The following is a 26,367-nucleotide window of genomic DNA, read 5'->3' as shown; positions in this document are numbered from 1 at the left end:
CCGGCCGTTCAGGCCACCCGTACGCCCTTCCGCCACACCTCCGCCACCAGCGGCACCCCCGGCCGGTAGGCCAGGTGGACGTGGGACGGGGCGTCCAGGAGGACGAGGTCGGCCCGGGCGCCGGGGGCGAGGCGGCCGACGTCCGTGCGGCGGAGGGCCGCCGCGCCGCCCGCCGTGGCGGACCAGAGGGCCTCGTCCGGGGTCATGCCCATGTCCCGGACCGCCAGGGCGACGCAGAAGGGGACCGAGGAGGTGAAGGAGGAGCCCGGGTTGCAGTCCGTGGAGAGGGCCACCGTGACGCCCGCGTCGAGGAGGCGGCGGGCGTCCGGCCACGCGGCCCGGGTGGAGAACTCCGCCCCCGGGAGGAGGGTGGCGACCGTGTTCCCCGACGCCAGGGCGTCCACGTCCTCGTCCGTCAGGTGGGTGCAGTGGTCCGCGCTCGCCGCGTCCAGCTCCACCGCCAGCCGGACTCCGGGACCGTACGTGAGCTGGTTGGCGTGGACCCGGGGGTGGAGGCCCTTCGCCTTTCCGGCGGTGAGGATCGCGCGGGCCTGGTCGCCGTCGAAGGCGCCCTCCTCGCAGAAGACGTCGATCCAGCGGGCGTACGGGGCGCAGGCGTCCAGCATCTCGCCCGTCACGAGGTCCACGTACGCCGCCGGGTCGTCCGCGTGCTCCGGGGGGACGACGTGCGCGCCGAGGTACGTCACCTCGTCGGTGTGCGCGGCGGCGACGCGCAAAGCGCGGGCCTCGTCCTCGACCGTCAGGCCGTAGCCGGACTTCGTCTCGAAGGTGGTCGTGCCCTGGGCGAGGGCCTCGCGCAGGTAGCGGGCGACGTTCGCCGACAGGGCTTCGTCGCTCGCCGCGCGGGTCGCCGCCACCGTCGTGCGGATGCCTCCCGCCTCGTAGGGCCGCCCCGACATGCGGGCGTTGAACTCGGCCGTGCGGTCGCCCGCGAAGACCAGGTGCGAGTGGGAGTCGACGAAGCCGGGGACCACGGCCCGGCCGCCGGCGTCGACCCGGTTGTCAGTGGCGGGTGCTTTGCTGGACTCACCGATCCAGACCACGCGGTCGCCCTCCGTGACGACGGCCGCGTTCCGGATCAGCCCCAGAGGACTTCCATCACCGAGGGAGGGATCGTTGGTGACCAGGCTCGCGATGTTGACGATGGCGGTGGCGGGCGTCGCCACGGCGCTGTTCGCGCTCGTGGGGGCGGAGGTCGCCGCCGCGCTGTTCCTCGCCTCGGGTCCGGTGTTCATGGTGAGGGGTCTCTCCTTCAGCCGCGCAGGACGGCGATCGAGTCGGCCAGGGCCCGCGGCACGTCCGGCACGGACCGGTGGACCCCGTCCCTCACGACGTGGCGGCCGCCCACGACCGTGTGGCGCACGTCCGCTGCCGACGCTGCGAATACCGCCGTCTCGGCTGCCAGACGCGGCACCGGCCCCGCTGTCCTGACGGAGTCCAGGGCGATCGTCGTGAAGTCGGCGAGGGAGCCCTCCTCCAGGGCGCCCGCCTCCTGCCAGCCCAGGGCCGCGTGGCCGCCGGCGGTGGCGGCGCGCAGGAGCGCGGCGGCGGTCCAGTGGCCCCGGACGTGGGTGCGCAGCCGTTCGTTCAGCTCCATGGCCCGCGCCTCTTCGAGGAGGTCGACGACGGCGTGGCTGTCGCTGCCCAGGGAGAGGGGGGAGCCGGCCTTCTGGAGGGCGGTGGCCGGGCCGATGCCGTCCGCGAGGTCGCGTTCGGTGGTCGGGCACATGCAGGTGCCGGTGGAGGAGGAGCCGATGAGGGCGACGTCCCCGTCCGTGAGGTGGGTGTTGTGGACGCCGGTGGTCCGGGGGCCGAGCACGCCGTGTTCGGCCAGGAGCCCGGTGGGGGTGAGGCCGTGGGCCGCGAGGCAGGCGTCGTTCTCGGCGGTCTGCTCCGAGAGGTGCACGTGGAGGGGGGCCTCCCGCCGCCGGGCCCAGTCGGCCACCGTGGCGAGCTGGTCCGCCGGGACGGCCCGTACGGAGTGGATCGCCGCCCCGATCCGTACGCCCTCCCGTTCCCTCAGCGCCGACGCCCGTTCGGCCCAGGCGTCGGCGGTGCCGTCGGTGAAGCGGAGCTGGTGGTGTTCGGGGGCGGCGCCGAAACCGGAGGAGAGGTAGGCGGTGTCGAGGAGGGTGATGCGGACGCCCGCCTCGGCGGCGGCGGCGATCAGGGCCTCGCCCATGGCGTTGGGGTCGGCGTACGGGGTGCCGCCGGGGGCGTGGTGGAGGTAGTGGAACTCGCCGACGGAGGTGATGCCGGCGAGCGCCATCTCCGCGTACACCGCACGGGCGAGCGCGAAGTAGCTGTCGGGGGTGAGGCGCTGGGCGATCTTGTACATGGTCTCGCGCCAGGTCCAGAAGGTCCCGGAGCCGACCTGGACGGTGCCGCGCAGGGCGCGGTGGAAGGCGTGCGAGTGGGCGTTGGACAGGCCCGGGACCGTCAGGCCGCGCAGGACCTCGGCGCCCGGCGGGGGCGTCTCCGCGCCCGTCCGGACGGACGTGATCCGGCCGTCCGTCACGTCCAGGGCCACGCCCGGCTCGACGTACGGGTCGAGCCAGGCGTGTTCCAGCCAGTACGTCGTCGTCAGCGGCACGCCAGCTCCTCCAGTACGTCGGCGAGTGCGCGGACCCCGGCCAGGCAGTCGTCCTCGGCCGCGAACTCGGCCGGGGAGTGCGAGACGCCGGTGGGGTTCCGCACGAACAGCATGGCGGTCGGGATCGATTCGGACAGGATGCCCGCGTCGTGGCCCGCTCCGGTGCCGAGGACCGGCACCTTCCCCGAGGTGCCCAGGATCCGGGACAGTTCGTCGCGCAGGGCGTGGGAGAAGTCCACGACGGGGGTGAAGGACTCGCGGACGACCGTGAGGTCGACTCCGTGCCGGGCCGCGTGGTCGCGGGCCGCCGTCTCGACGCCCGCGACGACCGCGTCCAGCGCCTCCTGGTCGGCGGCGCGCGCGTCGAGCCAGCCCCGGACCAGGGAGGGGATGGCGTTGACGCCGTTCGGCTCGACCGCGACCTTGCCGAAGGTGGCGACGGCGCCCGCGAGTTCGGCCTCGCGGCGGGCGGTGAGCACGGTCTCGGCGTAGGTGAGCATCGGGTCGCGGCGGTCCACGAGCCGGGTGGTGCCGGCGTGGTTGGCCTCGCCGGCGAAGTCGTACCGCCAGCGGCCGTGCGGCCAGATGGCGGAGGCGATGCCGACGGCGTCGCCGGACAGGTCCAGGGCCCGGCCCTGCTCGACGTGCAGTTCCACGAAGGCGCCGATGCGGGCGAGCCGCTCCGGGTCGGGTCCGATGGCGTCGGGGTCGTACCCGGCGGCCTCCATGGCCTGCGGGAGGCTGGTCCCGTCGGCGTCGCGCAGCTCGTGCGCCCGCTCCTTCGTCAGCCGGCCGGCGGTGAGGCGGGAGCCGACGCAGGCCAGGCCGAAGCGGGCGCCCTCCTCGTCACCGAAGTTGACGACGGCGAGGGGACGCCGGAACGAGACGCCCCGGGAGCGGAGTTCGTCGAGGGCGGCGAAGGAGGAGACGACGCCGAGGGGACCGTCGAAGGCCCCGCCGTCGGGGACGGAGTCCAGGTGGGAGCCGGTGACGACGGCGTCGCCGGCGGCGGGGTCGCCGAGCCAGGCCCACTGGTTGCCGTTGCGGTCGGTCTCGACGTCCAGGCGGCGGGCCTCGGCCTGCATCCGGAACCAGAGGCGGCAGTCGGCGTCGGCGCCGGTCCAGGCGTAGCGGCGGTAGCCACCGGAGGCGGCGCTGCGACCGAGGGGCCGCAGCGACCGCCACATGGCGTGGAAGCTCTCGCTCACGCGGACGCCTCGTCCTCGGCGCCCTCGCGCATGGGGACGCGGACGCCCTTCTCGTCGGCGACCCGCTCCGCGATGTCGTAGCCGGCGTCGACGTGGCGGATGACGCCCATGCCCGGGTCGTTCGTCAGCACGCGGCGGATCTTCTCGCCGGCCAGCGGGGTGCCGTCGGCCACGGAGACCTGGCCCGCGTGGATCGAGCGGCCCATGCCGACGCCGCCGCCGTGGTGGAGGGAGACCCAGGAGGCGCCGGAGGCGACGTTGACCATGGCGTTGAGCAGGGGCCAGTCCGCGATGGCGTCGGAGCCGTCGAGCATGGCCTCGGTCTCGCGGTACGGGGAGGCGACCGAGCCGCAGTCGAGGTGGTCGCGGCCGATGGCGAGGGGGGCGGCGAGGGTGCCGTCGGCGACCATGTCGTTGAACAGGGCGCCGGCCTTGTCGCGCTCGCCCTGGCCGAGCCAGCAGATGCGGGCGGGTAGGCCCTGGAAGTGGACGCGCTCGCCGGCCATCCTGATCCAGCGGTGCAGGGACTCGTTCTCCGGGAAGAGGTCGAGGATCGCCTTGTCCGTCTTGTGGATGTCGGAGGCCTCGCCGGAGAGGGCGGCCCAGCGGAACGGGCCCTTGCCCTCGCAGAACAGCGGGCGGATGTAGGCGGGGACGAAGCCGGGGAAGGCGAAGGCGCGGTCGTACCCGGCCAGCCGGGCCTCGCCCCGGATCGAGTTGCCGTAGTCGAAGACCTCGGCGCCCGCGTCCATGAAGCCGACCATGGCCTCGACGTGCCGGGCCATCGACTCGCGGGCGCGCGCCGTGAACCCGGCCGGGTCCTTCGCCGCCGCGTCGGCCATGTCCTCGAAGGCGATGCCGGCGGGGAGGTAGGAGAGCGGGTCGTGGGCGGAGGTCTGGTCCGTCACGATGTCGATGGGCGCGCCCTCGGCCAGCATCTGCGGGACGAGTTCGGCGGCGTTGCCGAGGAGGCCGATGGAGAGGGGGCGGCGGGCGTCGCGCGCCTCGACCGCGAGCCGGAGGGCGTGGGCGGGGTCGTCGGCCCTCACGTCCAGGTAGCGGTGCTCGATGCGGCGCTCGATGGCGCGCGGGTCGACGTCGACGCAGATCGCGACGCCGTCGTTCATCGTGACGGCGAGCGGCTGGGCGCCGCCCATGCCGCCGAGGCCGGCGGTGAGGGTGATGGTCCCGGCGAGGGTGCCGCCGAACTTCTTGGCGGCGACGGCGGCGAAGGTCTCGTAGGTGCCCTGGAGGATGCCCTGGGTGCCGATGTAGATCCAGGAGCCGGCCGTCATCTGGCCGTACATGGTGAGGCCGAGCTGTTCGAGGCGCCGGAACTCCTCCCAGTTGGCCCAGTCGCCGACCAGGTTGGAGTTGGCGATGAGGACGCGCGGGGCCCACTCGTGGGTCTGCATGACGCCGACCGGGCGGCCGGACTGGACGAGCATCGTCTCGTCCTGCTTGAGGGTGCGCAGGGTGCGGACCATCGCGTCGAAGGAGCGCCAGTCGCGGGCGGCCTTGCCGGTGCCGCCGTAGACGACGAGCTTGTCGGGGTGCTCGGCGACCTCGGGGTCGAGGTTGTTCTGGAGCATCCGGAGGGCGGCCTCCTGCTGCCATCCCAGGGCGCTCAGTTCCGTACCGCGCGGGGCCCGTACGGGGCGGGGTCCTGACATGGCGGTGCCTCCTCGAATGTCGTTCAGATATTCACATCCTGGCTCCATGAATAGTTGTAGTCAACAGGGTGGGGCGGCGGACCGGGACGCGCCGCCCCCTCCCGCTGCCGCACCGGAGGGGCGACGATGGGCCGCATGGCCTCCTCACGTCGCGATCTCGCCGTCCGCGCCGCCGTCGAGCAGGGACTCCTCTCCCCCGCCGAACCGGTCGTCGCCCTCCTCGACACCGCCGGCATCCGCGCCTCCGCCGCCGCGCTGACCAGCGCCTTCGCCGCCGTCACCGACGCTCCCGTCCTGCACGCCTTCGCCGTGAAGGCCGCCCCGCTCGTCCCCGTCCTGCGCCTGCTGCACGAGGCCGGGATCGGCGCCGAGGCGGCGAGCCCCGGCGAGCTGGCCCTCGCCCGCGCCGCCGGGATTCCGCCCGGCCGCATCGTGCTCGACTCCCCCGCCAAGACCCCGGAGGAGCTGCGCCTGGCCCTCGCCCTCGGGGTCGCGGTCAACGCCGACAACTTCCAGGAGCTGGAACGCCTCGACGCGCTCGCGGCCGCCGCCACCACGCCGCTCCCGCCCCTCGGGCTCCGGGTGAACCCGCAGGTCGGCGCCGGTTCCATCGGCGCGCTCTCCACCGCGACCGCCACCTCCAAGTTCGGCGTGGCGCTCCGCGACGGGGGCGCCCGCGAGGCCGTCGTGCGGGCCTTCCTCGACCGCCCCCGGCTGACCCGCCTGCACGTCCACACCGGCTCCCAGGGCGTCCCCCTCGCGCTGATGGCGCGGGGGGTCGCGGAGGCGTACGCGCTGGCCGAGGAGATCAACCGGGCGGCGGGCGGACGGAGGATCGACACCCTCGACATCGGCGGCGGCCTGCCGGTGAACTTCGCCTCCGACGAGGAGACGCCGACGTACGCGGAGTACGCCCGGCTGCTCGCCGCCACCGTCCCCGGCCTCTTCGACGGCCGCTACCGCCTGGTCACCGAGTTCGGCCGCTCGCTGCTCGCCAAGCACGGCACGGTCCTGACCCGGGTGGAGTACACCAAGACCTCCGGGGGCCGCCCGATCGCCGTCACCCACGCGGGCGTGCAGCTCGTCACCCGCACGGTCTACGCCCCCGCGTCCTGGCCGCTGCGCGTCCTCGCGTACGACTCCGGGGGCCGGCCGCGCACCGGGGAGACCGTCGTCCAGGACGTGGCGGGCCCCGCCTGCTTCGCCGGGGACCTGCTCGCCGCGGGCCGCGCGCTTCCGCCGCTCCGCCCCGGGGACGTGGTGGCGGTGCCGGACACCGGCGCGTACTGCTTCGCCCACCACTACGCGTACAACAGCCTGCCCCGGCCCGCGGTGCACGGCTTCACGGTGGGCGGCGACGGGACGGTGGCGTTCGCGACCGTGCGGAGGGCCCAGACGACCGAGGAGATCGTGGCCGAATCCGGTGGGGACCTGGCGGACGCGCTCGTGGGCCGGCCGGACGGGGACGGGCCCGCCGACCGGGCGGAGGGCACGGGAACGGCCCGCGACGGGGGTGGTGACCGGGGCGGGCGCTAGGGCGAATTCTCGTCACTCCGGGGCATGTTCCGATGGAAAATGCCAGAACTCCCCCTCCGGACGGGAACGTTCAGTAGCGTCACCGTTACTGCCGTACGTTCGCACACCGCATCGGGAGGGGAATCCGCGTGCCCGGAATCGACGAGTGCCTGACGGAGGCCATGACCCTGCCGGGTGCCCGGGGCGCCTCCCTGGTCGACTGGACCAGCGGGCTCGCGCTGGGGACGGCGGGGGACTCACCCGTCGGGGACCACGAGACGACGGCCGCCGAGACCGCCGAACTCGCCCGGTGCGCGGCCGAGTTCGACACGTTCGTGACGGCGGGCGACGATCCCGCCGCCGCCGGGGGCCCGCCCGTCGAGGACCTGATCGTCACCACCCGGGCCGGCTACCACGTCCTCCGCTTCGTGGAGACCTCCTTCGACAGCAGCGTCTTCCTCCACCTCTGGCTCGACCGCGACACCGGCAACCTCGCCCTCGCCCGCATGCGGCTCCGCGACATGGCCGAGAGGCTGGTCCTCGGATGAGCGCCGTCGCCACCCCCGTCTCCCCGATGCTGGTCCGGCTCGCCGCCGAGCGGGCCACCGGCGCCCTGCTCCGCGACCACGGCACGCTCTACCTGGTCGACGGCCGGGTGGTGCACGCGGAGAGCCCCGCCGCCCCCGGCGTCGACGTCCTCCTCACCACCGGCGGCCGGCTGCCCCGGGAGAACTGGGACGAGGCCGTCGACCGGGCCGGCGCCCACCGCGCGGTGGGCCGCTTCCTCGTGGACAGCGGCCGTCTCCAGGACGGCGAGCTGGAGATATGCCACCTCGGCGCCGTCTTCGACGCGGCCTTCTTCGCCCTCTCCCCCGCCAGCGGGCCGACCCGCTTCCGGTACGGGGTGGGGCACTGGTTCGGCACGGTGCGGCCGGTCTCGGCCGAGGCGGTGGAGCGCGAGACGGCGCGCCGCCGCGAACTCCTCGACACCGTCTGGCCGTACGCCGCCGTGGACACCGCCCCGGTCGTCCCCCGCCCCGCCGTCCCGGGCCAGACCGTGGGGGCGCGCCAGCGGGCGCTGCTCGCGCTGGCCGACGGGGAGCGGACCCCGGCGGAGCTGGCCCGGCTGCTGGGCCGCCCCGCCTTCCACACCCTTCTCGACGTACGGCGGCTCGCCGCCGCCGGACTGGTCGAGACCCCCCTCACACCCGATCCGGAATCCGTTCCCGCACCACGGACGCCGTCCTTCCCGTCGGTCCTGCCGACGGCCCATCCCGACATCGCCCTGCTGCGCCGGCTCCGTGACGCCCTGGAGGCACACCTGTGATGAGGCGTGCCCTGCGCATGCGCGCCGAGAGGAGACAGCTCATGACGGCAGAAGCCGAGGTCCTGGGCGAGCTGAGACGGCTGCGGGCGCGGCTTCCCCAGCTCACCGGTGCCCTCGCGGCCAGCGCCGACGGCCTCGTCCTGGCCCACGACACCGTGGACGGCGAGGCGGAGAACGTGGCCGCGCTGACGGCGGCGGCGCTCGGCGTCGGCCGGCGCCTGACCGACTCCACGGGACAGGGCCGCTTCCGCGAACTGCTCGTGCGCGGGGAGAACGGCTACGTGGCGACGTACGCGGCGGGCGACTCGGTCGTCCTCACGCTGCTCGCGGAGCCCCGGATCAACGTGGGGCGGCTCCACCTGGAGGCCCGCCGGTCCAGCGTCCGGATAGGCGAACTGGTCGACGGCGCGCTGGAGCGCAGGGAGCAGCCCCGTCTCGGACAGCTCCCGCCCCCGTATCCGGCGGGGCCTCCGTCCCCCGGCAGGCCCCCGTCCCCCGGGAGGCTCCCGACCCGGGACGTCCGCGCCCCCGGGAGCCCGTGACCGCGGGAGCCACGCGGCCCGGAAGCCCGTGGCCCACAAGACCGTGACCCGAGAAGGCCCTCACCCGAGAAGGCCGTAACCCGAGTAAGAAAGAAGTACGACACCATGGCGAACACCGAGACCTCCCTCAAGGAAGCGGCCTCCATCGACGGCGCGATCGGCGCGGCCCTCGTCGACTACACCAGCGGCATGGCGCTCGGCACGATCGGCGGCGGCAAGGAGCTCGACCTGAACGTGGCGGCGGCCGGCAACACCGACGTCGTCCGCGCCAAGGTCCGGGCGATGGAGATGCTGGGCCTCAACGACGAGATCGAGGACATCCTCATCACGCTCGGCACCCACTACCACCTGATCCGGCTGCTCAAGGGACGCAACACCAACGGCCTCTTCCTCTACCTGGCCCTGGACAAGGGCCGGGCCAACCTGGCGATGGCCCGCCACCAGCTGAAGAAGATCGAGGCCGAACTGGAGGTCTGACGGCGCCGGACCCCGCCGCCCGGCGCGCCCGCCCCGCCCGTCTACTCGACGAACAGGCCCCGCGCCGCCGCCTTCGTGTCGAACTCCTCCAGGCGCGCCTGCGCGTCGGGGAGTTCGTCGGCCATGGCCTCCAGGAGGACCCGGCCGAGCATCATGGGGGCGCAGGCGGTGTCGAAGGCGAGCCCGGTGCCCACGGCGGCCGGGATCAGCAGGTCGCTGTGGGCGGCGACGGGCGCGAACGCCGAGTCGGCGACGGTCACGACCGTGAGCCCGGCCGCCCGCGCGTACGCCAGGGCCTCGACGGTCTCGCGGGGGTGCCGGGGCAGCGCGAAGCAGAGCAGGGCCGTGGCCCCGGCCCGTACGGCCGCGTCCACGCGGTCCGTGAGCATCGAGCCGCCCTCGTCGAGGAGCCGTACGTCGGGGTGCACCTTGGCGGCGAAGTAGGCGAAGCCCCGCGCCTGCGAGGAGGCGGCCCGCAGCCCGAGCACGGGCAGCGGGCGGGAGCGGGCGAGCAGCCGTCCGGCCCGCTCGGCCGGCCCGGGGTCCGCGAGCAGTCCGGCGAGGTGCCGGAGGTTCTCGATCTCGGCGAGGACGGCCTGCTGGTACTCGTTGAACGCCTCGCCCCCGTCCTCACCGGCACCGGCCCCGGGGGGCGTGACCTCGCGCAGGTGGCGGCGGAGCGCCGGGTACCCGTCGAAGCCGAGGGCGACGGCGAAGCGGGTGACGGAGGGCTGGCTGACCCCGGCGAGTTCGGCCAGCTCCACGCTGGACAGGAACGGCACGTCACCGGCCCGCCGCACCATGCAGTGCGCGATCCGCCGCTGGGTCGGCGTCAGCCGGTGCCCCTCGAAGAGGGCCTGGAGCCGGCCGGCCGGGCTGTCGCTCACGCCGCCCTCCCCTTTCACCTATTCACGCGCGCATCACTCTGCATAAGGATATGCACGATCCCGGCGGGGCGTCCCCTGCGGGACCGGACTCCCGCCTCCCCGGGCGGCTGCGGTGCTCCCGCCTCCCCGTGCGGCCCCGGCTCCCGCCTCCCCGGCGGTTCCGGTGCTTCCGGCAATTCCGGTGCTTCCGGCGGTTCCGGCCCTCCCGGTCCTCCCGGCAACCCCCGCGCGCCTTCCCCGGCCGCGCCCCGGGACCGGCAGGCGCCCACCGTACGGCCGTGCCGCCGCACGGGAAAGGGCCCCCGCTCTCGCGGGGGCCCTTCCGTGAAGCCGGGCGCGGGGACCGCCGCACCCCCGTTGCCGGGGGGCGGGACGACGGCGGTCCCCGCGAGGGACACGGGCCCGGGTCAGGGCCGGTCTCCGCGTCCGGCGGCGTCTCTGGAGGCCCGGGAGCCGCTCCGGAAGTCCGTGACGCCGACGGGGAACAATCTGCCGGACGCGTGTTAAGCGGGTGCTGCGCGCACGTGTCGCGCGCGTACCGATTGCGCGAACGGCGCCGCGTCCGGTGTCACGGCCGATTTCGCGGACCCCGCCGCGGGCTACTTCGCGCCGCCGCCCGCCAGGAAGGCCAGCAGGTCCTGGCGGCTGACGACACCGGTCGGCTTGCCCTCGACCAGGACGATCGCCGCGTCGGCGGACTCGCCCAGGACGGTCATCAGGTCCGCGACGGGCTCGCCGGAGCCGACCTGCGGCAGCGGCGCGCTCATGTGCCGCTCCAGCGGGTCCTCCAGGGAGGCGCGCTGCGTGAAGAGGGCGTCGAGCAGCTCGCGCTCGACGACCGAGCCGACGACCTCGGCGGCCATGACGTCGGGGTGGCCGGCGCCGGGCTTCACGATCGGCATCTGGGAGACGCCGTACTCGCGCAGCACCTCGATGGCCTGCCCCACGGTCTCGTCCGGGTGCATGTGGACGAGGGAGGGCAGGCCGCCCTCCTTGTGGCGCAGGACGTCGGCGACGTTCGCGGAGGAGGTGTCCTCCAGGAAGCCGTAGTCGGCCATCCACTCGTCGTTGAAGATCTTGGACATGTAACCGCGCCCGGAGTCCGGGAGGAGGACGACCACGACGTCGTCGGGGCCCAGCTCGCGGGCGACCTCCAGGGCGGCGACCACGGCCATGCCGCAGGAGCCGCCGACGAGCAGGCCCTCCTCCTTGGCGAGGCGGCGGGTCATCTGGAACGAGTCCTTGTCGGACACGGCCACGATCCGGTCGGTGACCTTCTGGTCGTACGCGGTGGGCCAGAAGTCCTCGCCGACGCCCTCGACCAGGTACGGACGGCCCGAGCCGCCCGAGTAGACGGAGCCCTCGGGGTCGGCGCCGATCACCCGCACGGCGCCGCCGCTGACCTCCTTGAGGTAGTTGCCGGTGCCGGAGATGGTGCCGCCGGTGCCGACGCCCGCGACGAAGTGGGTGATCCTCCCCTCCGTCTGCTCCCACAGCTCGGGACCGGTGGTCTCGTAGTGCGAGCGCGGGTTGTTCGGGTTGGAGTACTGGTCCGGCTTCCAGGCGCCCGGCGTCTCGTGGACGAGCCGGTCGGAGACGTTGTAGTACGAGTCCGGGTGCTCCGGGTCGACGGCCGTGGGGCAGACCACGACCTCGGCGCCGTAGGCCCGCAGCACGTTGATCTTGTCGAGGGACACCTTGTCGGGGCAGACGAAGATGCACTTGTAGCCCTTCTGCTGGGCCACGATCGCCAGGCCGACGCCGGTGTTGCCGGACGTGGGCTCGACGATGGTGCCGCCGGGCTTCAGCTCGCCGCTGCGCTCGGCCGCCTCGATCATCCGCAGGGCGATCCGGTCCTTGACCGATCCTCCGGGGTTGAAGTACTCGACCTTGGCCAGGACGGTCGCCTGGATGCCCGCCGTGACGTTGTTGAGTTTCACCAGCGGGGTGTTGCCGACGAGACTGATCATCGAGTCGTGGAATTGCACCGTAATCTCCGGGGTCTCCGTAATGGTGTGGCCAGCGTATGCGTAGTCGGAGCGGGTTACGGGGCAGTTAGACCCTGAACGGTCTGAAGCCCGGCCGGCTTGAGGCCTGAACGGCTCGGAGGAGGTGACGGCCCCATGTCGAGGGCGAGGGTGGCGCGGCGGATCGCGACGGGTGCGGCGTACGGCGGCGGGGGCATCGGGCTCCTCGGGGTCGCGGCGGTGGGACTCCTCCTCGCCGAGGCGCAGATCGCGAAGCGGACGGTGGGGGGCGGGGCGGCCCCGCTGCCGCCGGCGGCGGACGGCCTGTACGGCCGGGCTTTCGGCGGGGAGGAGCCGCTGCGGCTCGCCCTTCTGGGTGATTCCACGGCGGCGGGCCAAGGGGTGCGCCGGACCGGCCAGACGCCGGGCGCGCTGCTGGCCTCGGGGCTCGCGGCGGTGGCGGAGCGGCCGGTGGTGCTGCGGAACGTGGCCCTGCCGGGAGCGCGCTCGGACGACCTGGAGCGGCAGGTGTCGCTGCTGCTCTCGCAGCCCCTGGGGCCGCCGGACGTGTGCGTGATCATGATCGGGGCGAACGACGTGACGCACCGGATGCCGCCGACCGAGTCGGTGCGGCACCTGGCGGCGGCGGTGCGGAGGCTGCGGACGGCGGGCGCGGAGGTGGTCGTCGGGACCTGCCCCGATCTGGGCACGATCGAGCCGGTCTACCAGCCGCTGCGCTGGCTGGCGCGGCGGGCCTCGCGGCAGCTCGCGGCGGCGCAGACGATCGTGGTGGTGGAGCAGGGCGGGCGGACGGTGTCGCTCGGCGATCTCCTGGGGCCGGAGTTCGAGGCGAACCCGCGCGAGATGTTCGCGGTGGACAGCTTCCACCCCTCGGCCGAGGGGTACGCGACGGCGGCGATGGCCGTCCTGCCCACGGTCTGCGCGGTGCTGGGCATGTGGCCGGAGGCCGACCTGCTGGAGCCGGCGCGGCGGGAGAACGTGCTGCCGGTGGCGGAGGCGGCGGCCGAGGCGGCGAAGGAGGCCGGCACCGAGGTCACGGCCGCGCGGGCGCCGTGGGCCCTGCTCAAGTACCGGCGCAGGCGGCGGCTGCCGGTCGCGGCGGCGGAGACGGGAGAGGCCGGGGAGGCAGGAGAGGTCGAGGCGGCGGGAGGGGCCGGGAAGGCCGCCGGGGGCCTGCGGGCGCCCGTGGACCCCTCTCCTCCGACCGACACCCCCACCAACTGAGCGGCCGCTTAGAAAAGAGGTCCGCATCACACACCCGTCCCGGTGACCCCGTGCGGTACGTACGGGTAACTTCCCTTTGAGTCCGCCCACTCCGCACCCCATGGAGCCGTGATGCCCGAAGCCGTGATCGTCTCGACCGCCCGTTCCCCCATCGGCCGGGCCTTCAAGGGCTCCCTGAAGGACCTGCGGCCGGACGACCTGACCGCGACCATCGTCCAGGCCGCCCTGGCCAAGGTGCCCGAGCTGGACCCGCGCGACATCGACGACCTGATGCTGGGCTGCGGTCTGCCCGGCGGCGAGCAGGGCAACAACCTGGGCCGGATCGTCGCCGTGCAGATGGGCATGGACCACCTGCCGGGCTGCACGATCACCCGGTACTGCTCCTCCTCGCTCCAGACCTCCCGGATGGCGCTGCACGCGATCAAGGCGGGCGAGGGCGACGTCTTCATTTCGGCGGGCGTCGAGATGGTGTCCCGGTTCGTGAAGGGCAACTCGGACTCGCTGCCCGACACGCACAACCCGTTCTTCGCCGAGGCCGAGGCCCGCACCGCCGAGGTCGCCGCCTCCGAGGGCTCCACCTGGCACGACCCGCGCGAGGACGGCCTGGTCCCGGACGCCTACATCGCGATGGGCCAGACCGCCGAGAACCTGGCCCGTCTCAAGGGGATCGGCCGCCGGGAGATGGACGAGTTCGGCGTGCGGTCGCAGAACCTCGCCGAGCAGGCCATCAAGAACGGCTTCTGGGCGCGCGAGATCACTCCCGTGACGCTGCCGGACGGCACGGTCGTCTCGGCGGACGACGGCCCGCGCGCGGGCGTCACCCTGGAGGGCGTGCAGGGCCTCAAGCCGGTCTTCCGCCCCGACGGCCTGGTCACGGCCGGCAACTGCTGCCCGCTCAACGACGGCGCCGCCGCCCTGGTGATCATGTCCGACACCAAGGCCCGCGACCTGGGCCTGACCCCGCTGGCCCGGATCGTCTCCACCGGCGTCTCCGGTCTGTCTCCCGAGATCATGGGCCTCGGTCCGGTCGAGGCGTCGAAGCAGGCCCTGAAGCGCGCCGGCCTGACCATCGGCGACATCGACCTGGCCGAGATCAACGAGGCGTTCGCCGCCCAGGTCGTCCCGTCCTACCAGGAGCTGGGCCTGGACCTGGACAAGGTGAACGTGAACGGCGGCGCGATCGCCGTCGGCCACCCCTTCGGCATGACCGGCGCCCGCATCACCGGCACGCTGATCAACAGCCTCCAGTTCCATGACAAGCAGTTCGGCCTGGAGACCATGTGCGTCGGCGGCGGCCAGGGCATGGCGATGGTCATCGAGCGGCTGAGCTGAGCCGGAGCGGAGGGTAGGGGTCGCCCGAGGTACGAGGGCGGCACCTGCCCGCAGCGGTGGCGAAGCTCGGCGCGACCGGAAGAGCGAGCGGCTGAGCTGAGCCGGAGCGGAGGGTAGGGGTCGCCCGAGGTACGAGGGCGGCACCTGCCCGCAGCGGTGGCGAGGCGCGGCGCGACCGGGCCGTGTCTTCCGTCCCTGCGGCCCCGTCCGCACCGCGTCCCAGCCGTGACCGAATCTCCCCCAGGATGTGACCTACGTCCCGGGGGAGTTTGTTTTCGCAGGTCAGGGCGGTTCGGGGACCAAATGCCCGGAAGAAATACCTGTCCAATTCGTGACGTAATGCACTGACAGGGGGCACCACCCCGCGACAAGCTGAGGTAGGAAGTCGGGGGATCGACTCGGAAACGGGAGTACGTCAGTGAGCGCCATGCCTCTTGCCCTGCTGCTGACCACGGCCGCCGCCACGGCCGTGGGCACTGCCGCCCTGCACGCCGTCCACGGTCTCCGCAAGCAGATCACCGCCCTGCGGAGCGAGCTGGCGGCCGGGCGCGGCGCCACGGTGCCCGCGGCACGGGCCACTCCCGCCGCCGAGATACGGGCCGCGGTCACCGAGGCCCTGGCCGAGGAGCGCGAGCGCGAGCTGGCCGAGGCGCGCGCCTTCTGGGCCGCGCAGGAGGCCCGGGACGCGGCCGACGCCCCGTCCCTGCTCGGCGGCCCGGCCGAGGACGCCGCCTTCTTCGTACCGCGCCAGACCGACTTCGTGGGTCTGGAGGCGATGGCCCTGGAGGCGTTGGAGGCGGAGGCGGAGGCGCTCGACGGCGTGCCGGACCCGCTGGAGGAGTTCCCGGAGGACTCGCCGGAGCTGGCCGCGGCCCGTCGCCGGCACCCTTCGCACCCGGACTTCGTGCCGGTGCAGACCCCGGTCGTCACCGATCACGAGCGGACGGTGTCCCGTCTGGAGGAGCTGGCCGACACCCGCACCGCGCTGACCGACGTCCGCCCGGGACCGCTCGGCACGCTGGACGTGTACGTCTTCGCGGACGGCACCACGCTCTGCATGACTCCGGGGCACCGCGAGACCGCGGAGCGCCTGGCCGAGGCCCTGCGCGCGGGCCGCACCCCCGTCCTGCTGGGCGGTTCGGGCGTGTCCGGCGCCTTCGCGCTGACCTTCTCGTACGGCGACATGGCCGAGGAGAACGTCTACATCCTCGCGGACCGCGTGATCGCCTCCCTGTAGCCCCCGGGCGGGCGGCTCAGAGTCCCGAGCGCTCCGCCGCCTCCCGTACGAGTCCCACGGCCTCGTCCAGTTCCCCCTCGCGGGAACCGGCCGGGGCCGTTCGCAGTGCTTCGGCCAGGTCGTTGCCGGCCACGACCAGCTGGTCGGCGACGGTGAAGACTCCGGCGTCCGGCATGGTCCTCGGCTCCCGGTCCGGGTCCTCGGCGCGCTGCGCGCGCGCCGCGAGTTCCCGGGCGAGGGCCAGTCCCTCGGCCGCCGCGCCCCGCTGGAGGCGGCTGTGCGGGGCGGCCCGCAGCCGGTCGGCGAACCGCGTCACGGCGGTGGTCAGATCACTCGTATCACGCACCCCGCGACCCTACGCGCCGGGCCGGGCCGCCCGCCAACGGGTGCCGGGGACGCGGAAGGGCCCGCCCGGCACGAAGCCGGACGGGCCCTTCCCCCGGGACGGGGAGCGTCAGTCGTCGCCCTGGAGGATCGACAGCAGACGCAGCATCTCCAGGTAGATCCACACCAGCGTCATGGTGAGGCCGAAGGCGGCCAGCCAGGCCTCTTCGCGCGGCGCGCCGTAGGTCACGCCGTCCTCGACCTGCTTGAAGTCGAGGGCGAGGAAGCAGGCGCCCAGGATGACGCCGATGACGCCGAAGACGATGCCGAGGCCGCCGCTGCGGAAGCCGAGGCCGTCGCCGCCGCCGAAGACGGAGAACAGCAGGTTGGCGACCATGAGGAGCATGAAGCCCATCGCGGCGGCCATCACGAAGCCGTAGAAGCGCCGGTTGACGCGGATCCAGCCCATCTTGTAGGCGATGAGCACGCCGGCGAAGACCGCCATGGTGCCCAGGACCGCCTGGGTGACGACGCCGTCGGCGATGTACGTCGAGACGGCGGCCGAGATCACGCCGAGGAAGACGCCCTCGAAGGCGGCGTAGGCCAGGATGAGCGCGGGGGACGGCTTGCGCTTGAAGGACTGTACGAGCGACAGCACGAGGGCGACCAGGGCGGCGCCGACGGCGATGCCGTACGACTTGTTCAGGTTGGCCGGGTCGACCGGCAGCAGCAGCCAGGACAGGACGGCGGTGAGCACGACCGTGCCGAGCGTCATGGCCGTGCGGCTCACGACGTCGTCGATCGTCATCACGTTGCCGCGGGCCTGCTGCGGGGCGCCGAGCCGCGTGTCCTGCGGGGCGTACGGGTTGGTCGCGTACGGGTTCGCCGCGCCCCCGGCGTACGGGTTGCCGGTGGCGTACGGGTCGGTTCCGACGGCGGGGCCCCCGGCCTGCGGCTGCTGCGCGTTGAAGCCCGCGTAGCCGTTGTCGCGGCTGAACCCCCGTCGCGAGAAGACCGGGTTGCTGCTCCTCATCTCACTCCTCCATGGCAGACCGCACGGCGCGGTCATGCGTCAAGGGTAATGCGTAGGCAAAAGAAACTCTCTCGTGCTCGGGGAGGATCTTTTCCCGCGAGATCTGGGTCTCCTACCCCCGGAACTTCTCGTTCCACCCCTTGATTCCCGTTCCTGGCGGAGGACCGGCGGAGGAGCCGGCCGGGGAGCGCGGCCGGAGGGCCCGTCCCGGCCGGCCGGAGGGGTCCCGCCGGGCGCGGACGTCCGCCTGGTCACGGTGGTGCCCGGAACCGGACTCGAACCGGTACGGCCCGAAGGCCAGCGAGGTTTAAGCTCGCCGTGTCTGCGTTCCACCATCCGGGCGTCGCGAAGCTCCGCGTTGGCACAGGAGCCTATCGGGACGCTTCCCTCGTTCAGCGGAAGAGTCAGACCGATGTTGTCTTATTTTATTGACGCCTGAGGGTGCGTCAGTGCAGGTGGGAACGTTTTTCCCGAACCGTGACAGGGTGCGCGGGCGCAAAGCCGCACCTCCGGGAATGACGAAAAGTCGTCGCCTTTCTGTCACCTCCGCGCGAGGGCGGGTCTCAGGGGCGCCGGTCATACCTCAGGAGGAGGTCGCGGCCCCCCGGTCCGACTCCAGACTGCCCCGGGAACGGGCACGTGGGCGGACGTGCGGGGAGTGAACGCCCGAGACGATGAGGGAGTTCCCGCACCACCCCCGCAGCGACAGGAGTCCTCCTCGTGACCACCACCCCCACCGTGCCCCGCGCCACCGCGGTGGCAGCCCGCGCCACGGACCTCTCGAAGGTCTACGGACAGGGCGAGACCCAGGTGGTCGCGCTGGACCACGTCACCGTCGACTTCCGGCAGGGCGAGTTCACGGCGATCATGGGCCCCTCCGGTTCCGGCAAGTCGACGCTCATGCACTGCGTCGCCGGACTCGACTCCTTCTCCTCCGGCTCCGTGCGGATCGGCGAGACGGAACTGTCCACCCTGAAGGACAAGCACCTCACCCAGCTGCGCCGGGACAAGATCGGCTTCATCTTCCAGGCCTTCAACCTGCTGCCCACCCTGACGGCCATGGAGAACATCACGCTCCCGATGGACATCGCGGGCCGCAAGCCGGACAAGCAGTGGGTCCAGCAGGTCATCGACATGCTCGGCCTCTCCGGCCGGCTCGGCCACCGCCCGACCGAACTCTCCGGCGGCCAGCAGCAGCGCGTGGCCGTGGCCCGCGCCCTCGCCTCCCGCCCCGAGATCATCTTCGGCGACGAGCCGACCGGAAACCTCGACTCCCGCTCGGGCGCCGAGGTCCTCGGCTTCCTGCGCAACTCGGTGCGGGAGCTGGGCCAGACCGTCGTCATGGTCACCCACGACCCGGTGGCCGCCTCCTACGCGGACCGCGTGATCTTCCTCGCGGACGGCCGGATCGTCGACGAAATGCTCAGCCCCACGGCGGACGGCGTGCTCGACCGCATGAAGGCCTTCGACGCCAAGGGCCGTACGAGCTGACGCGGAGGCGCCGGAACCGGACCCGAACCGGTACGGCCCCGCCCGCCCCGACCCGACCTCCGCCCGTCCCACCCTTCCGTTCAGGACACCCCATGTTCCGTACCGCCCTGCGCAACGTCCTCGCGCACAAGGCGAGACTGCTGATGACCGTCCTCGCCGTGATGCTCGGCGTGGCCTTCGTCTCCGGCACCCTCGTCTTCACCGACACCCTCTCCCAGGCCTTCCGCAACCAGTCCGCGAAGAGCTACGACGACGTCGCCGTGGCCGTCACGATGTACGGGGACCCCGAAGACCCCCGGAAGACCCCCGGCCTCTCCCAGCGCGACGTCGACGCGGTCGCCGGGCTCGACGGGGTCGTCTCCGTCTCCGCCCGCGTCGACGGCTTCGCCGGCGTGCCCGACAGGGACGGGAAGCTGATCGGCGTCGGCTGGTCCAACAAGGGCACCAACTTCGCCCCCGGCAAGGACGGCAAGGACCGCGCGTACGACTTCACCACGGGCACCGGGCCGGTCGAGGCGGGTCAGGTCGCGCTCGACAGGGACACCGCCGACAAGGGCGGCTACAAGGTCGGCGACACCGTCCGCGTCGCCACCAACGGCCCCGTGAAGGAGTACGTCCTCTCCGGCGTCTTCACCACCGAGGACGGCGCCGTCAACGCGGGCGGCAGCCTGGTCCTGTTCGACACCGCCGTCGCCCAGAAGCTCTACCTGAAGCCCGGCTTCTACCGCGACATGACCGTCACCGCCGCTCCCGGCACCGACGACGGCAAGCTGCTCGCCGAGGTCCGTGAGGTCCTCCCGAAGACGGCCGCCACGCGGACCGGAAAGGCGCTCGCCGACAAGCAGGCCAAGGAGATCGAGGACGGTCTCGGCGCACTCAACCAGGTCCTCCTGGGCTTCGCGGGCATCGCGCTCTTCGTCGGGGTCTTCCTGATCTCCAACACCTTCACCATGCTGGTCGCCCAGCGCACCAGGGAGCTGGCCCTGATGCGGGCGATCGGCGCCTCCCGGAAGCAGGTCACCCGCTCCGTCCTCGCCGAGGCCGGTCTGGTCGGCCTGGTCGCCTCGGTCGTCGGCTACGTCCTCGGCGTCGGTCTCGCCGTCGGGCTCCGCTCGGCCATGGCCTCCTTCGAGATGAAGGTCCCGGACGGCGAACTGGTCCTCACCGCCACCCCGGCCCTCAGCGCCTTCGGCGTCGGCGTCCTCATCACGATGCTCGCCGCCTGGCTGCCCGGCCGCCGCGCCTCGAAGATCCCGCCGGTCGCGGCCATGAGCAGCGTCCACGCCGCCGCCGGCACCAAGTCGCTCGTCGTGCGGAACTCCCTCGGCGCGGCGATCACCGCCCTCGGCGCGACGCTCATCGTGCTCGGCGCGAACCAGGGCGGCGACGACGGCCGCATGCTCGTCGCGGGCGGCGCGTTCCTCACCCTCATCGGCGTCATCGTGCTGATCCCGTTCCTGTCCCGGCCGGTGATCGCCGTGATCCGCCCGGTATTCGTGCGGCTCTTCGCGGTCTCCGGAAAGCTCGCGGGCCTGAACGCGGTCCGCAACCCGCGCCGCACCGGCGCCACCGCCTCCGCGCTCGCCATCGGCCTGACCCTCGTCACCGGCCTCTCCGTGCTCGGCGCCACCGTCGGCGCGGCCCTCGACAAGATGACCACGGACGACCTCAAGGCCGACTACCTGGTCGTCATGGCCGGCGGCAACCCCCTGAACGAGGAGGCGCTGGCCGCCCTGGAGAAGGCCCCCGGCGCCCTCGCGGTCTCCCCGCAGGAGGCGGGCTCCTTCGAACTGAACGGTCAGTACGTCCCGGTCTCCGGCGTCACTCCCGGTGCGATCGGGAAGGTCCTCAGGGTGGACGTCCTGCGGGGCTCCCTGTCCTCCCTCGGCGGCGACACGATCGCCGTCGAGGAGGAGACCGCCGCGAAGCGGCACCTGAAGGTCGGCGACACCGTTCCGGCCGACTTCCCGGACAAGCGCAAGGGCCGGCTGACCGTCGGCGCGATCTACGAGAACAACCAGTTCCTCTCCCCGGTCCTGGCCGACCACGCGCTGCTCGCCGCGCACGACGAGGAGGCGCAGATCCGCGAGATCTTCGTCTCCGCCTCCGGCGGCGCGAGCGCCGCCAACGAGCGGGCACTGTCGAAGGCCATGGGCGACAACCCGGCGATCACGGTGATGGACCACAAGGACGTCCGCGACGCCTTCGGCGGCCCGATCAACATGATGCTGAACATCATGTACGGCCTGCTCGGCATGGCCCTGGTGATCGCCGTCCTCGGCGTCGTCAACACCCTCGCGATGTCCGTCTTCGAGCGCAAGCAGGAGATCGGCATGCTGCGGGCGATCGGTCTCGACCGGCGCCGGGTGAAGCGGATGGTCCGTCTGGAGGCCGTGGTCATCTCGGTCTTCGGCGCGGTCGTCGGCGTCGGGCTCGGCTCGTTCCTCGGCTGGGCCATCGGAGAGACGGTCAAGGACAGCCTGCCGGGCTACGCCCTGGTCCTGCCCTGGGACCGGATCGGGATCTTCCTGGTCCTGGCCGCCCTGGTCGGCGTCCTCGCCTCCCTGTGGCCGGCCCGCAGCGCGGCCAGGCTGAACGTGCTCGCCGCCATCAAGGCCGAGTAGCGGCCCCGTACGGCGTGAGGGCCGGTCCCCGTGCGGGGGCCGGCCCTCCTCCGCATCCGCGTCAGTCCGTCCCTTCGTCCCAGACCCGCGTCCGCAGGCCCAGTCCGCTCGTCCCCGGCTCCGGGGTCTTCACGGCGAGGAACTGGTTCACGCCGATCCGGTTGCGTTCGAAGGAGACGGCGGAGGCCGCCATGTAGAGGCGCCAGATCCGGGCCCGGGCCGGCGAGACGAGCCCGACGGCCCGGTCCCACTCCCGTTCCAGGTTGGCCACCCACTGGCGCAGGGTCAGCGCGTAGTGCTCGCGGAGGGCCTCCATGTCCCGGACCTCGAACCCGGCGTCCTCCAGGGTCGTCAGGGTGCGGCCCGCGGGGGCGAGTTCGCCGTCGGGGAAGACGTACGCGTCGATGAAGGGATCGACCTCGTAGGCCTCCTCGTCGGGCTCGGGGCGCCGGGAGATCTGGTGGTTGAGGAGCCGCCCGCCGGGCTTGAGGAGCCCGTACAGGAGGTCGGCGTACTCCCGGTACCTCACGGCGCCGACGTGCTCGGCCATCCCGATCGAGGAGATCGCGTCGTACGGGCCGTCCGTGACGTCCCGGTAGTCCTGGACGCGGATCTCGATCCGGTCCGCCAGGCCCTCCTCGGCGATCCGCTTGCGGGCGTGGACGGCCTGTTCGCGGGAGAGGGTGATGCCGACGACCCGGGCGCCGTACGCGCGGGCGGCGTGCAGGGCCATGGAGCCCCAGCCGCAGCCCACGTCGAGGAGGCGGTCGCCCTCCTTCAGGTTCAGCTTGCGGGCGACGAGGTCGAGCTTGTCGTGCTGGGCCTCCTCCAGGGAGCCGCCCGGCGTCCAGTACGCGCACGAGTAGACCATCGAGGGGCCGAGGACCAGCCCGTAGAAGTCGTTGCCCACGTCGTAGTGGTGGCTGATCGCCCGCCGGTCGCGGCGTCTGGTGTGGCGGCCGCCCCGGCGGTGGCGGATCTCCTCGGCGGGCGGCTTCGGCGGCGGCAGAGGTCCCGCGAGCCGCAGCAGGGAGGCGGCCGCGGCCCTCAGCCGGGCGTCGCGGGCGGCGGTGAGCAGGCCCCGGCCCGTGTCCCCGCGCTCCCAGAGCAGACCGGAGAGGCGGTCGAGGGCCTCGTACAGGTCTCCCTCGACGTCGATCTCCCCGGCCACCCAGGCGCGGACCAGGCCCAGTTCGCCGGGCTTCCAGATCATCCTGCGCAGGGCGCGGCGGTCGCGGACGATCAGGACGGGGGCGTCCGGGGGGCCGGCCTCGCTGCCGTCCCAGACCCGCAACCGGACCGGGAGCGGTCCTCCCAGCAGTTCCTCGGCGAGTGTCGTCAGCCGCAGCGCGGCGTCGGCCATGGTGCACACCTCCGTGATCTCGTGCCCCGGGAATGCTCGTCAGGCGTGTTCGTCACCAAGGGAACACCGTCCGTGCGCGTTCTCACTCCCGCCGCAGCGCAACGAGTCGGCAAAACACGCGAAGGGCCGTCCGCACCACGGATGGCGGACGGCCCTTTCGGGTCACCTCGGTACGGCCTCGTACCGCTTCGTACTGCTGTGCTCCTCTTCGCCCCGACGGGACGTCAGGAGGCCTTGGCCTTCTCCTGCACCGGGGCGGCCGGCGCCGGGGCGGGCTTGGCCGCCTCGTAGAACTCCTCGCGCGGCGACTCGATGGCGCCGAGGGAGACGACCTCGCGCTTGAGGAACATCGCGAGGGTCCAGTCCGCGAAGACGCGGATCTTGCGGTTCCAGGTCGGCATCGCCATGCCGTGGTAGCCGCGGTGCATGTACCAGGCGAGACGGCCCTTGAGCTTGATCTTCATCTTGCCCATGACGATCATGGCGACGCCCTTGTGCAGACCGAGTCCGGCCACGGCGCCCTTGTTGGCGTGGCTGTACTCCTTCTGCGGGAAGCCGCGCATGCCGGCCACCACGTTGTCGCCGAGGACCTTGGCCTGGCGCAGCGCGTGCTGGGCGTTCGGCGGGCACCAGGCGTTCGGGTTGCCCGCGCGGCGGCCGACCATGTCGGGGACCTGGGCGTTGTCGCCCGCGGCCCACGCGTAGTCGAGGCCGTTGATCTGGAGCTTCTCGTTGCAGTCCACGTGGCCGCGGGGGCCGAGCGGCAGACCGAAGCGGGAGAGCGCCGGGTTCGGCTTCACGCCGGCGGTCCACACGATGGTGTTGGAGTCGACCTCCAGGCCGTTCTTCAGCACCACGTGGCCGTCGACGCAGGAGTCCATGGAGGTCTCCAGGTAGATCTCGACGCCCCGGCCCTCCAGGTGCTCCTTGCCGTACTGGCCGAGCTTGGGGCCGACCTCGGGAAGGATCTTGTCGGCCGCGTCGACCAGGATGAAGCGCATGTCCTCGCGGGACACGTTCTGGTAGTACTTCGCGGCGTCGCGGGCCAGGTCCTCGACCTCGCCGATGGTCTCCGCGCCGGCGAAGCCGCCGCCCACGAAGACGAAGGTCAGCGCCCGGCGGCGGACCTCCTCGTCGGTGGTCGAGTCGGCCTTGTCGAGCTGCTCGAGGACGTGGTTGCGCAGGCCGATGGCCTCCTCGATGCCCTTCATGCCGATGCCCTGCTCGGCGAGGCCGGGGATCGGGAAGGTGCGGGAGACCGCGCCCATCGCGATGACCAGGTAGTCGAACGGCAGGTCGTACGCCTCGCCGACGAGCGGCGCGATCGTGGCGACCTTGCGGTCCTGGTCGATGGTGGTGACCCGACCGGTGAGCACCTCGGCCTTGGGAAGGACGCGTCGCAGCGGGACGACGACGTGCCTCGGCGAGATGCTGCCGGCGGCGGCTTCGGGCAGGAAGGGCTGGTAGGTCATGTACGACCGCGGGTCGACGACCGTGACGGTCGCCTCCGCGTAGCGCATCTTCTTGAGGATGCGCCGAGCTGCGTACAGGCCTACGTACCCGCCGCCTACTACGAGGATCCTGGGACGCTCCGTGGTGCTCATGGGATCGAGTATCCACCCCGTTCGGGGGGTCACCTCGTGCGCCCCTTCACAAGGTCTGCGGACACCTCTGCTACACTCCGCCGCCCACGTGATCCACGTCATGGTCCTGCAAAGGAACCGGGGTGCACCGGCGAACGTTGTTCACCCCTCGTGAACTGGACAGGAGAGCCTCCGTTAACGCTGAAGCGGAGGCCCGGTTCACACGATGGAAACATCGGGCCGATCGGCCTCCGCACCTGCGAAAGGGCCCCGAGGTGCCCCCCGGAGGGCCCAACGGCCCTCCTCGGACTCCCTCGGGGCCCTTTTCCTTGTGAAGAACTTCACGAACTTTCCCGGGGGAACGCCCTCAGGAGGCTCGATAGTGCCCCGCTATGCCGCGGATAGCGCGATCCCATCGAGGATGTCGTGCTCGCTGACGACCACCTCGGCGGCCCCGACGCGCTCCACGACCTCCCGCAGGACGAGCGCCCCGGCGACGATCACGTCCACGCGCCCGGGGTGGATCACGGGCATCGCGGCCCGTTCGTCGTGCGTGGAGGCGAGGAGCCGGTCGGCGACCTCGGCGACCTGCGCGGCGGAGATCCGCGCGTGGTGGATCTTCTCGGAGTCGTACTCCGGGAGCCCGAGGGCGAGGGCGGCGACGGTGGTCACCGAGCCCGCGAGCCCGACGAGGGTGCCGGCGGTGCCGAGCGGCACCGTCTCGGCGGCCAGGTCGAGCGCGGCCCGCACGTCGGCGCGGATCGCCTCGGCCTCCCCGGCGGTCGGCGGGTCGTGGCGGACGTGCCGCTCGGTGAGCCGGACGCAGCCGATGTCGACCGAGCGGGCGGCCTCGACCCGGCGGCTGCCGGTGACGAACTCGGTGGAGCCGCCGCCGATGTCCACGACGAGGTACGTCTCCGTGCCGGGCAGGTCGCCGGTGGCCCCGGTGAAGGACAGCCCGGCCTCCTGGTCGCCGGTGACGACCTCGGGCTCGACGCCCAGGATCTCCACGACGCCGTTCACGAAGTCGTCGCGGTTCTCGGCGTCGCGGGAGGCGGAGGTGGCGACGAAGCGGACCTTCTCGGCGCCCAGCTCCCGGATGACGTCCGCGTACTCGCGGCAGGCGGCGAAGGTCCGCTCCAGGGCCTCGGGCGCGAGCCGCCCGGTCCTGTCGACCCCCTGGCCGAGCCGGACGATCCTCATCCGCCGGTCCAGCTCGGTCAGCCCGCCCGTCTCCGGGTCGACGTCGGCGACGAGGAGGCGGATGGAGTTCGTGCCGCAGTCGATCCCGGCGACCCTGGTCACTTCTCCTCCTCGTCGTCGGCCGGCCTGAAGGCGAAGTGGCCGTTCCCGTCGCCCTCGACCGTCCAGCCGTCCTCCTCCTTCGGCGTCACGCACGGGGTGACGCAGGGGCCCTTCGCCCACCACTCCGGCAGCATGGCGATCGCCTCGTCGCCGAACGGGTTGACGCCGGGACCGGCCACCAGCGCGTGACCGACGAGGACGTGCAGGCACTTGACGCGGTCCGGCATGCCGCCGGCGCTCGGGAAGCCCTCCAGGACCTCGATGGCGTCGCGCCGGGCGAGGTAGTCCTCGTGCGCGGCCCGGTAGGCGGCGGCCAGCTCCGGGTCGGTGGCGAGCCGGGCCTGCATCTCCTTCATGACCCCGTTGGCCTCCAGGGTGCCGATGGCCGAGGCCGCCCGGGGGCAGGTCAGGTAGTACGTGGTGGGGAAGGGCGTGCCGTCGGGGAGCCGGGGCGCGGTCTCGACGACGTCCGGCTGCCCGCAGGGGCAGCGGTGCGCGATGGCGCGCAGGCCGCGGGGCGGCCGGCCGAGCTGGAGCTCGAAGGCGGCGATGTCCGCCTCGGTGGGCTCGGTGCGTTCGGTCTGCGGAGGGGGCGTTTCCATGTCTGCCTTGGTCGTCGG

Annotated in this window: 22 protein-coding genes and 1 tRNA gene; 10 read left to right on the top strand and 13 right to left on the bottom strand. The window is 72.9% G+C overall.

Annotation, left to right across the window (positions count from 1 at the left end; all coding sequences use genetic code 11):
* Nucleotides 1-8 precede the first annotated feature (8 nt).
* From hutI to hutU, 4 genes are read right to left on the bottom strand one after another with little or no spacing between them, the layout of a single operon-like run.
* Entirely contained in the window at nt 9-1,256 is a 1,248-nt protein-coding gene (gene hutI, locus ACZ3IL_RS19190; protein WP_467391601.1) for an imidazolonepropionase, read from the bottom strand.
* 17 nt (nt 1,257-1,273) lie between these two features.
* Nucleotides 1,274-2,614 carry a formimidoylglutamate deiminase gene (locus tag ACZ3IL_RS19185; RefSeq protein ID WP_467391600.1) on the bottom strand — a complete coding sequence of 447 codons (1,341 nt, stop codon included), beginning with the start codon at nt 2,612-2,614 and terminating at the stop codon, nt 1,274-1,276.
* Nucleotides 2,605-3,822: an allantoate amidohydrolase gene (locus ACZ3IL_RS19180; protein WP_467391599.1), complete on the bottom strand. Its 1,218-nt coding sequence runs from the start codon at nt 3,820-3,822 to the stop codon at nt 2,605-2,607. Before ACZ3IL_RS19180 ends, ACZ3IL_RS19185 begins: the two co-directional genes overlap by 10 nt.
* On the bottom strand, nt 3,819-5,495 hold the full coding sequence (gene hutU / locus ACZ3IL_RS19175) for a urocanate hydratase (RefSeq protein ID WP_467391598.1): 1,677 nt from the start codon (nt 5,493-5,495) through the stop codon (nt 3,819-3,821). Before hutU ends, ACZ3IL_RS19180 begins: the two co-directional genes overlap by 4 nt.
* Before the next feature lie 126 nt (nt 5,496-5,621).
* On the opposite strand from hutU, the gene ACZ3IL_RS19170 reads away from it, so the two are divergent.
* From ACZ3IL_RS19170 to ACZ3IL_RS19150, 5 genes are all read left to right on the top strand, one after another.
* A complete protein-coding gene (locus ACZ3IL_RS19170) occupies nt 5,622-7,031 on the top strand; it encodes a type III PLP-dependent enzyme domain-containing protein (RefSeq protein WP_467391597.1) in 1,410 nt (469 codons plus the stop codon).
* A gap of 128 nt (nt 7,032-7,159) precedes the next feature.
* A complete protein-coding gene (locus tag ACZ3IL_RS19165) occupies nt 7,160-7,558 on the top strand; it encodes a roadblock/LC7 domain-containing protein (RefSeq protein ID WP_467391596.1) in 399 nt (132 codons plus the stop codon).
* On the top strand, nt 7,555-8,337 hold the full coding sequence (locus ACZ3IL_RS19160; RefSeq protein WP_467391595.1) for a transcriptional regulator: 783 nt from the start codon (nt 7,555-7,557) through the stop codon (nt 8,335-8,337). Before ACZ3IL_RS19165 ends, ACZ3IL_RS19160 begins: the two co-directional genes overlap by 4 nt.
* 41 nt (nt 8,338-8,378) lie before the next feature.
* A complete protein-coding gene (locus ACZ3IL_RS19155; protein ID WP_467391594.1) occupies nt 8,379-8,879 on the top strand; it encodes a roadblock/LC7 domain-containing protein in 501 nt (166 codons plus the stop codon).
* 105 nt (nt 8,880-8,984) lie between these two features.
* On the top strand, nt 8,985-9,356 hold the full coding sequence (locus ACZ3IL_RS19150; RefSeq protein WP_467391593.1) for a hypothetical protein: 372 nt from the start codon (nt 8,985-8,987) through the stop codon (nt 9,354-9,356).
* Nucleotides 9,357-9,397: 41 nt separating this feature from the next.
* On the opposite strand, the gene ACZ3IL_RS19145 is transcribed toward ACZ3IL_RS19150, so the two are convergent.
* Nucleotides 9,398-10,243 carry a MurR/RpiR family transcriptional regulator gene (locus tag ACZ3IL_RS19145; protein WP_467391592.1) on the bottom strand — a complete coding sequence of 282 codons (846 nt, stop codon included), beginning with the start codon at nt 10,241-10,243 and terminating at the stop codon, nt 9,398-9,400.
* A gap of 599 nt (nt 10,244-10,842) precedes the next feature.
* Nucleotides 10,843-12,231: a cystathionine beta-synthase gene (locus ACZ3IL_RS19140; protein WP_467391591.1), complete on the bottom strand. Its 1,389-nt coding sequence runs from the start codon at nt 12,229-12,231 to the stop codon at nt 10,843-10,845.
* A gap of 135 nt (nt 12,232-12,366) precedes the next feature.
* Here ACZ3IL_RS19140 and ACZ3IL_RS19135 point away from each other — a divergent pair, with 135 nt between their 5' ends.
* The 3 genes from ACZ3IL_RS19135 to ACZ3IL_RS19125 all read left to right on the top strand — a co-directional run bounded on the left by ACZ3IL_RS19135 (nt 12,367) and on the right by ACZ3IL_RS19125 (nt 16,024).
* Nucleotides 12,367-13,455 (top strand): SGNH/GDSL hydrolase family protein, encoded by a 1,089-nt coding sequence (locus ACZ3IL_RS19135; protein WP_467391590.1) that lies wholly within the window; start codon nt 12,367-12,369, stop codon nt 13,453-13,455.
* Nucleotides 13,456-13,566: 111 nt separating this feature from the next.
* Nucleotides 13,567-14,787: an acetyl-CoA C-acetyltransferase gene (locus tag ACZ3IL_RS19130; protein WP_467391589.1), complete on the top strand. Its 1,221-nt coding sequence runs from the start codon at nt 13,567-13,569 to the stop codon at nt 14,785-14,787.
* A gap of 427 nt (nt 14,788-15,214) precedes the next feature.
* Entirely contained in the window at nt 15,215-16,024 is an 810-nt protein-coding gene (locus ACZ3IL_RS19125) for a hypothetical protein (protein WP_467391588.1), read from the top strand.
* A 16-nt stretch (nt 16,025-16,040) separates the two neighbouring features.
* Here ACZ3IL_RS19125 and ACZ3IL_RS19120 read toward each other — a convergent pair whose 3' ends face one another.
* The 3 genes from ACZ3IL_RS19120 to ACZ3IL_RS19110 form a co-directional block, all read right to left on the bottom strand.
* On the bottom strand, nt 16,041-16,370 hold the full coding sequence (locus ACZ3IL_RS19120) for a hypothetical protein (RefSeq protein ID WP_467391587.1): 330 nt from the start codon (nt 16,368-16,370) through the stop codon (nt 16,041-16,043).
* Nucleotides 16,371-16,478: 108 nt separating this feature from the next.
* A complete protein-coding gene (locus tag ACZ3IL_RS19115) occupies nt 16,479-17,381 on the bottom strand; it encodes a Bax inhibitor-1/YccA family protein (RefSeq protein WP_467391586.1) in 903 nt (300 codons plus the stop codon).
* 257 nt (nt 17,382-17,638) lie between these two features.
* Nucleotides 17,639-17,723, bottom strand: a tRNA-Leu gene (locus tag ACZ3IL_RS19110).
* A 378-nt stretch (nt 17,724-18,101) separates the two neighbouring features.
* On the opposite strand from ACZ3IL_RS19110, the gene ACZ3IL_RS19105 reads away from it, so the two are divergent.
* Nucleotides 18,102-18,872 (top strand): ABC transporter ATP-binding protein, encoded by a 771-nt coding sequence (locus ACZ3IL_RS19105; protein WP_467391585.1) that lies wholly within the window; start codon nt 18,102-18,104, stop codon nt 18,870-18,872.
* Nucleotides 18,873-18,964: 92 nt separating this feature from the next.
* Nucleotides 18,965-21,496 (top strand): ABC transporter permease, encoded by a 2,532-nt coding sequence (locus ACZ3IL_RS19100; protein ID WP_467391584.1) that lies wholly within the window; start codon nt 18,965-18,967, stop codon nt 21,494-21,496.
* Nucleotides 21,497-21,557: 61 nt separating this feature from the next.
* Here ACZ3IL_RS19100 and ACZ3IL_RS19095 read toward each other — a convergent pair whose 3' ends face one another.
* The 4 genes from ACZ3IL_RS19095 to ACZ3IL_RS19080 form a co-directional block, all read right to left on the bottom strand.
* Complete coding sequence (locus ACZ3IL_RS19095) at nt 21,558-22,859, bottom strand: class I SAM-dependent methyltransferase (protein WP_467391583.1); 1,302 nt, start codon at nt 22,857-22,859, stop codon at nt 21,558-21,560.
* Between the two features lie 224 nt (nt 22,860-23,083).
* Nucleotides 23,084-24,463 (bottom strand): NAD(P)/FAD-dependent oxidoreductase, encoded by a 1,380-nt coding sequence (locus ACZ3IL_RS19090; RefSeq protein ID WP_388692764.1) that lies wholly within the window; start codon nt 24,461-24,463, stop codon nt 23,084-23,086.
* Nucleotides 24,464-24,832: 369 nt separating this feature from the next.
* Nucleotides 24,833-25,747 (bottom strand): Ppx/GppA phosphatase family protein, encoded by a 915-nt coding sequence (locus ACZ3IL_RS19085; RefSeq protein WP_467391582.1) that lies wholly within the window; start codon nt 25,745-25,747, stop codon nt 24,833-24,835.
* Complete coding sequence (locus ACZ3IL_RS19080; RefSeq protein WP_467391581.1) at nt 25,744-26,349, bottom strand: DUF501 domain-containing protein; 606 nt, start codon at nt 26,347-26,349, stop codon at nt 25,744-25,746. The genes ACZ3IL_RS19085 and ACZ3IL_RS19080 overlap by 4 nt, the downstream gene beginning before the upstream one ends.
* Nucleotides 26,350-26,367: the final 18 nt, after the last annotated feature.

Source organism: Streptomyces sp. NPDC014907 (assembly GCF_055562975.1).
Note: the sequence above shows the minus strand (reverse complement) of the source record. Positions and strands in the feature narration are given on the sequence as shown.

Bases quoted from the DNA above. Each gene is read 5' to 3' on its own strand.
- ACZ3IL_RS19170 (WP_467391597.1), top strand. From the start codon at position 5,622: ATGGGCCGCATGGCCTCCTCACGTCGCGATCTCGCCGTCCGCGCCGCC.
- ACZ3IL_RS19155 (WP_467391594.1), top strand. From the start codon at position 8,379: ATGACGGCAGAAGCCGAGGTCCTGGGCGAGCTGAGACGGCTGCGGGCG.
- ACZ3IL_RS19080 (WP_467391581.1), bottom strand. From the start codon at position 26,349: ATGGAAACGCCCCCTCCGCAGACCGAACGCACCGAGCCCACCGAGGCG.
- ACZ3IL_RS19150 (WP_467391593.1), top strand. From the start codon at position 8,985: ATGGCGAACACCGAGACCTCCCTCAAGGAAGCGGCCTCCATCGACGGC.
- ACZ3IL_RS19160 (WP_467391595.1), top strand. From the start codon at position 7,555: ATGAGCGCCGTCGCCACCCCCGTCTCCCCGATGCTGGTCCGGCTCGCC.
- ACZ3IL_RS19115 (WP_467391586.1), bottom strand. From the start codon at position 17,381: ATGAGGAGCAGCAACCCGGTCTTCTCGCGACGGGGGTTCAGCCGCGAC.
- ACZ3IL_RS19095 (WP_467391583.1), bottom strand. From the start codon at position 22,859: ATGGCCGACGCCGCGCTGCGGCTGACGACACTCGCCGAGGAACTGCTG.
- ACZ3IL_RS19135 (WP_467391590.1), top strand. From the start codon at position 12,367: ATGTCGAGGGCGAGGGTGGCGCGGCGGATCGCGACGGGTGCGGCGTAC.
- ACZ3IL_RS19100 (WP_467391584.1), top strand. From the start codon at position 18,965: ATGTTCCGTACCGCCCTGCGCAACGTCCTCGCGCACAAGGCGAGACTG.
- hutI (WP_467391601.1), bottom strand. From the start codon at position 1,256: ATGAACACCGGACCCGAGGCGAGGAACAGCGCGGCGGCGACCTCCGCC.
- ACZ3IL_RS19090 (WP_388692764.1), bottom strand. From the start codon at position 24,463: ATGAGCACCACGGAGCGTCCCAGGATCCTCGTAGTAGGCGGCGGGTAC.
- hutU (WP_467391598.1), bottom strand. From the start codon at position 5,495: ATGTCAGGACCCCGCCCCGTACGGGCCCCGCGCGGTACGGAACTGAGC.
- ACZ3IL_RS19130 (WP_467391589.1), top strand. From the start codon at position 13,567: ATGCCCGAAGCCGTGATCGTCTCGACCGCCCGTTCCCCCATCGGCCGG.
- ACZ3IL_RS19125 (WP_467391588.1), top strand. From the start codon at position 15,215: ATGCCTCTTGCCCTGCTGCTGACCACGGCCGCCGCCACGGCCGTGGGC.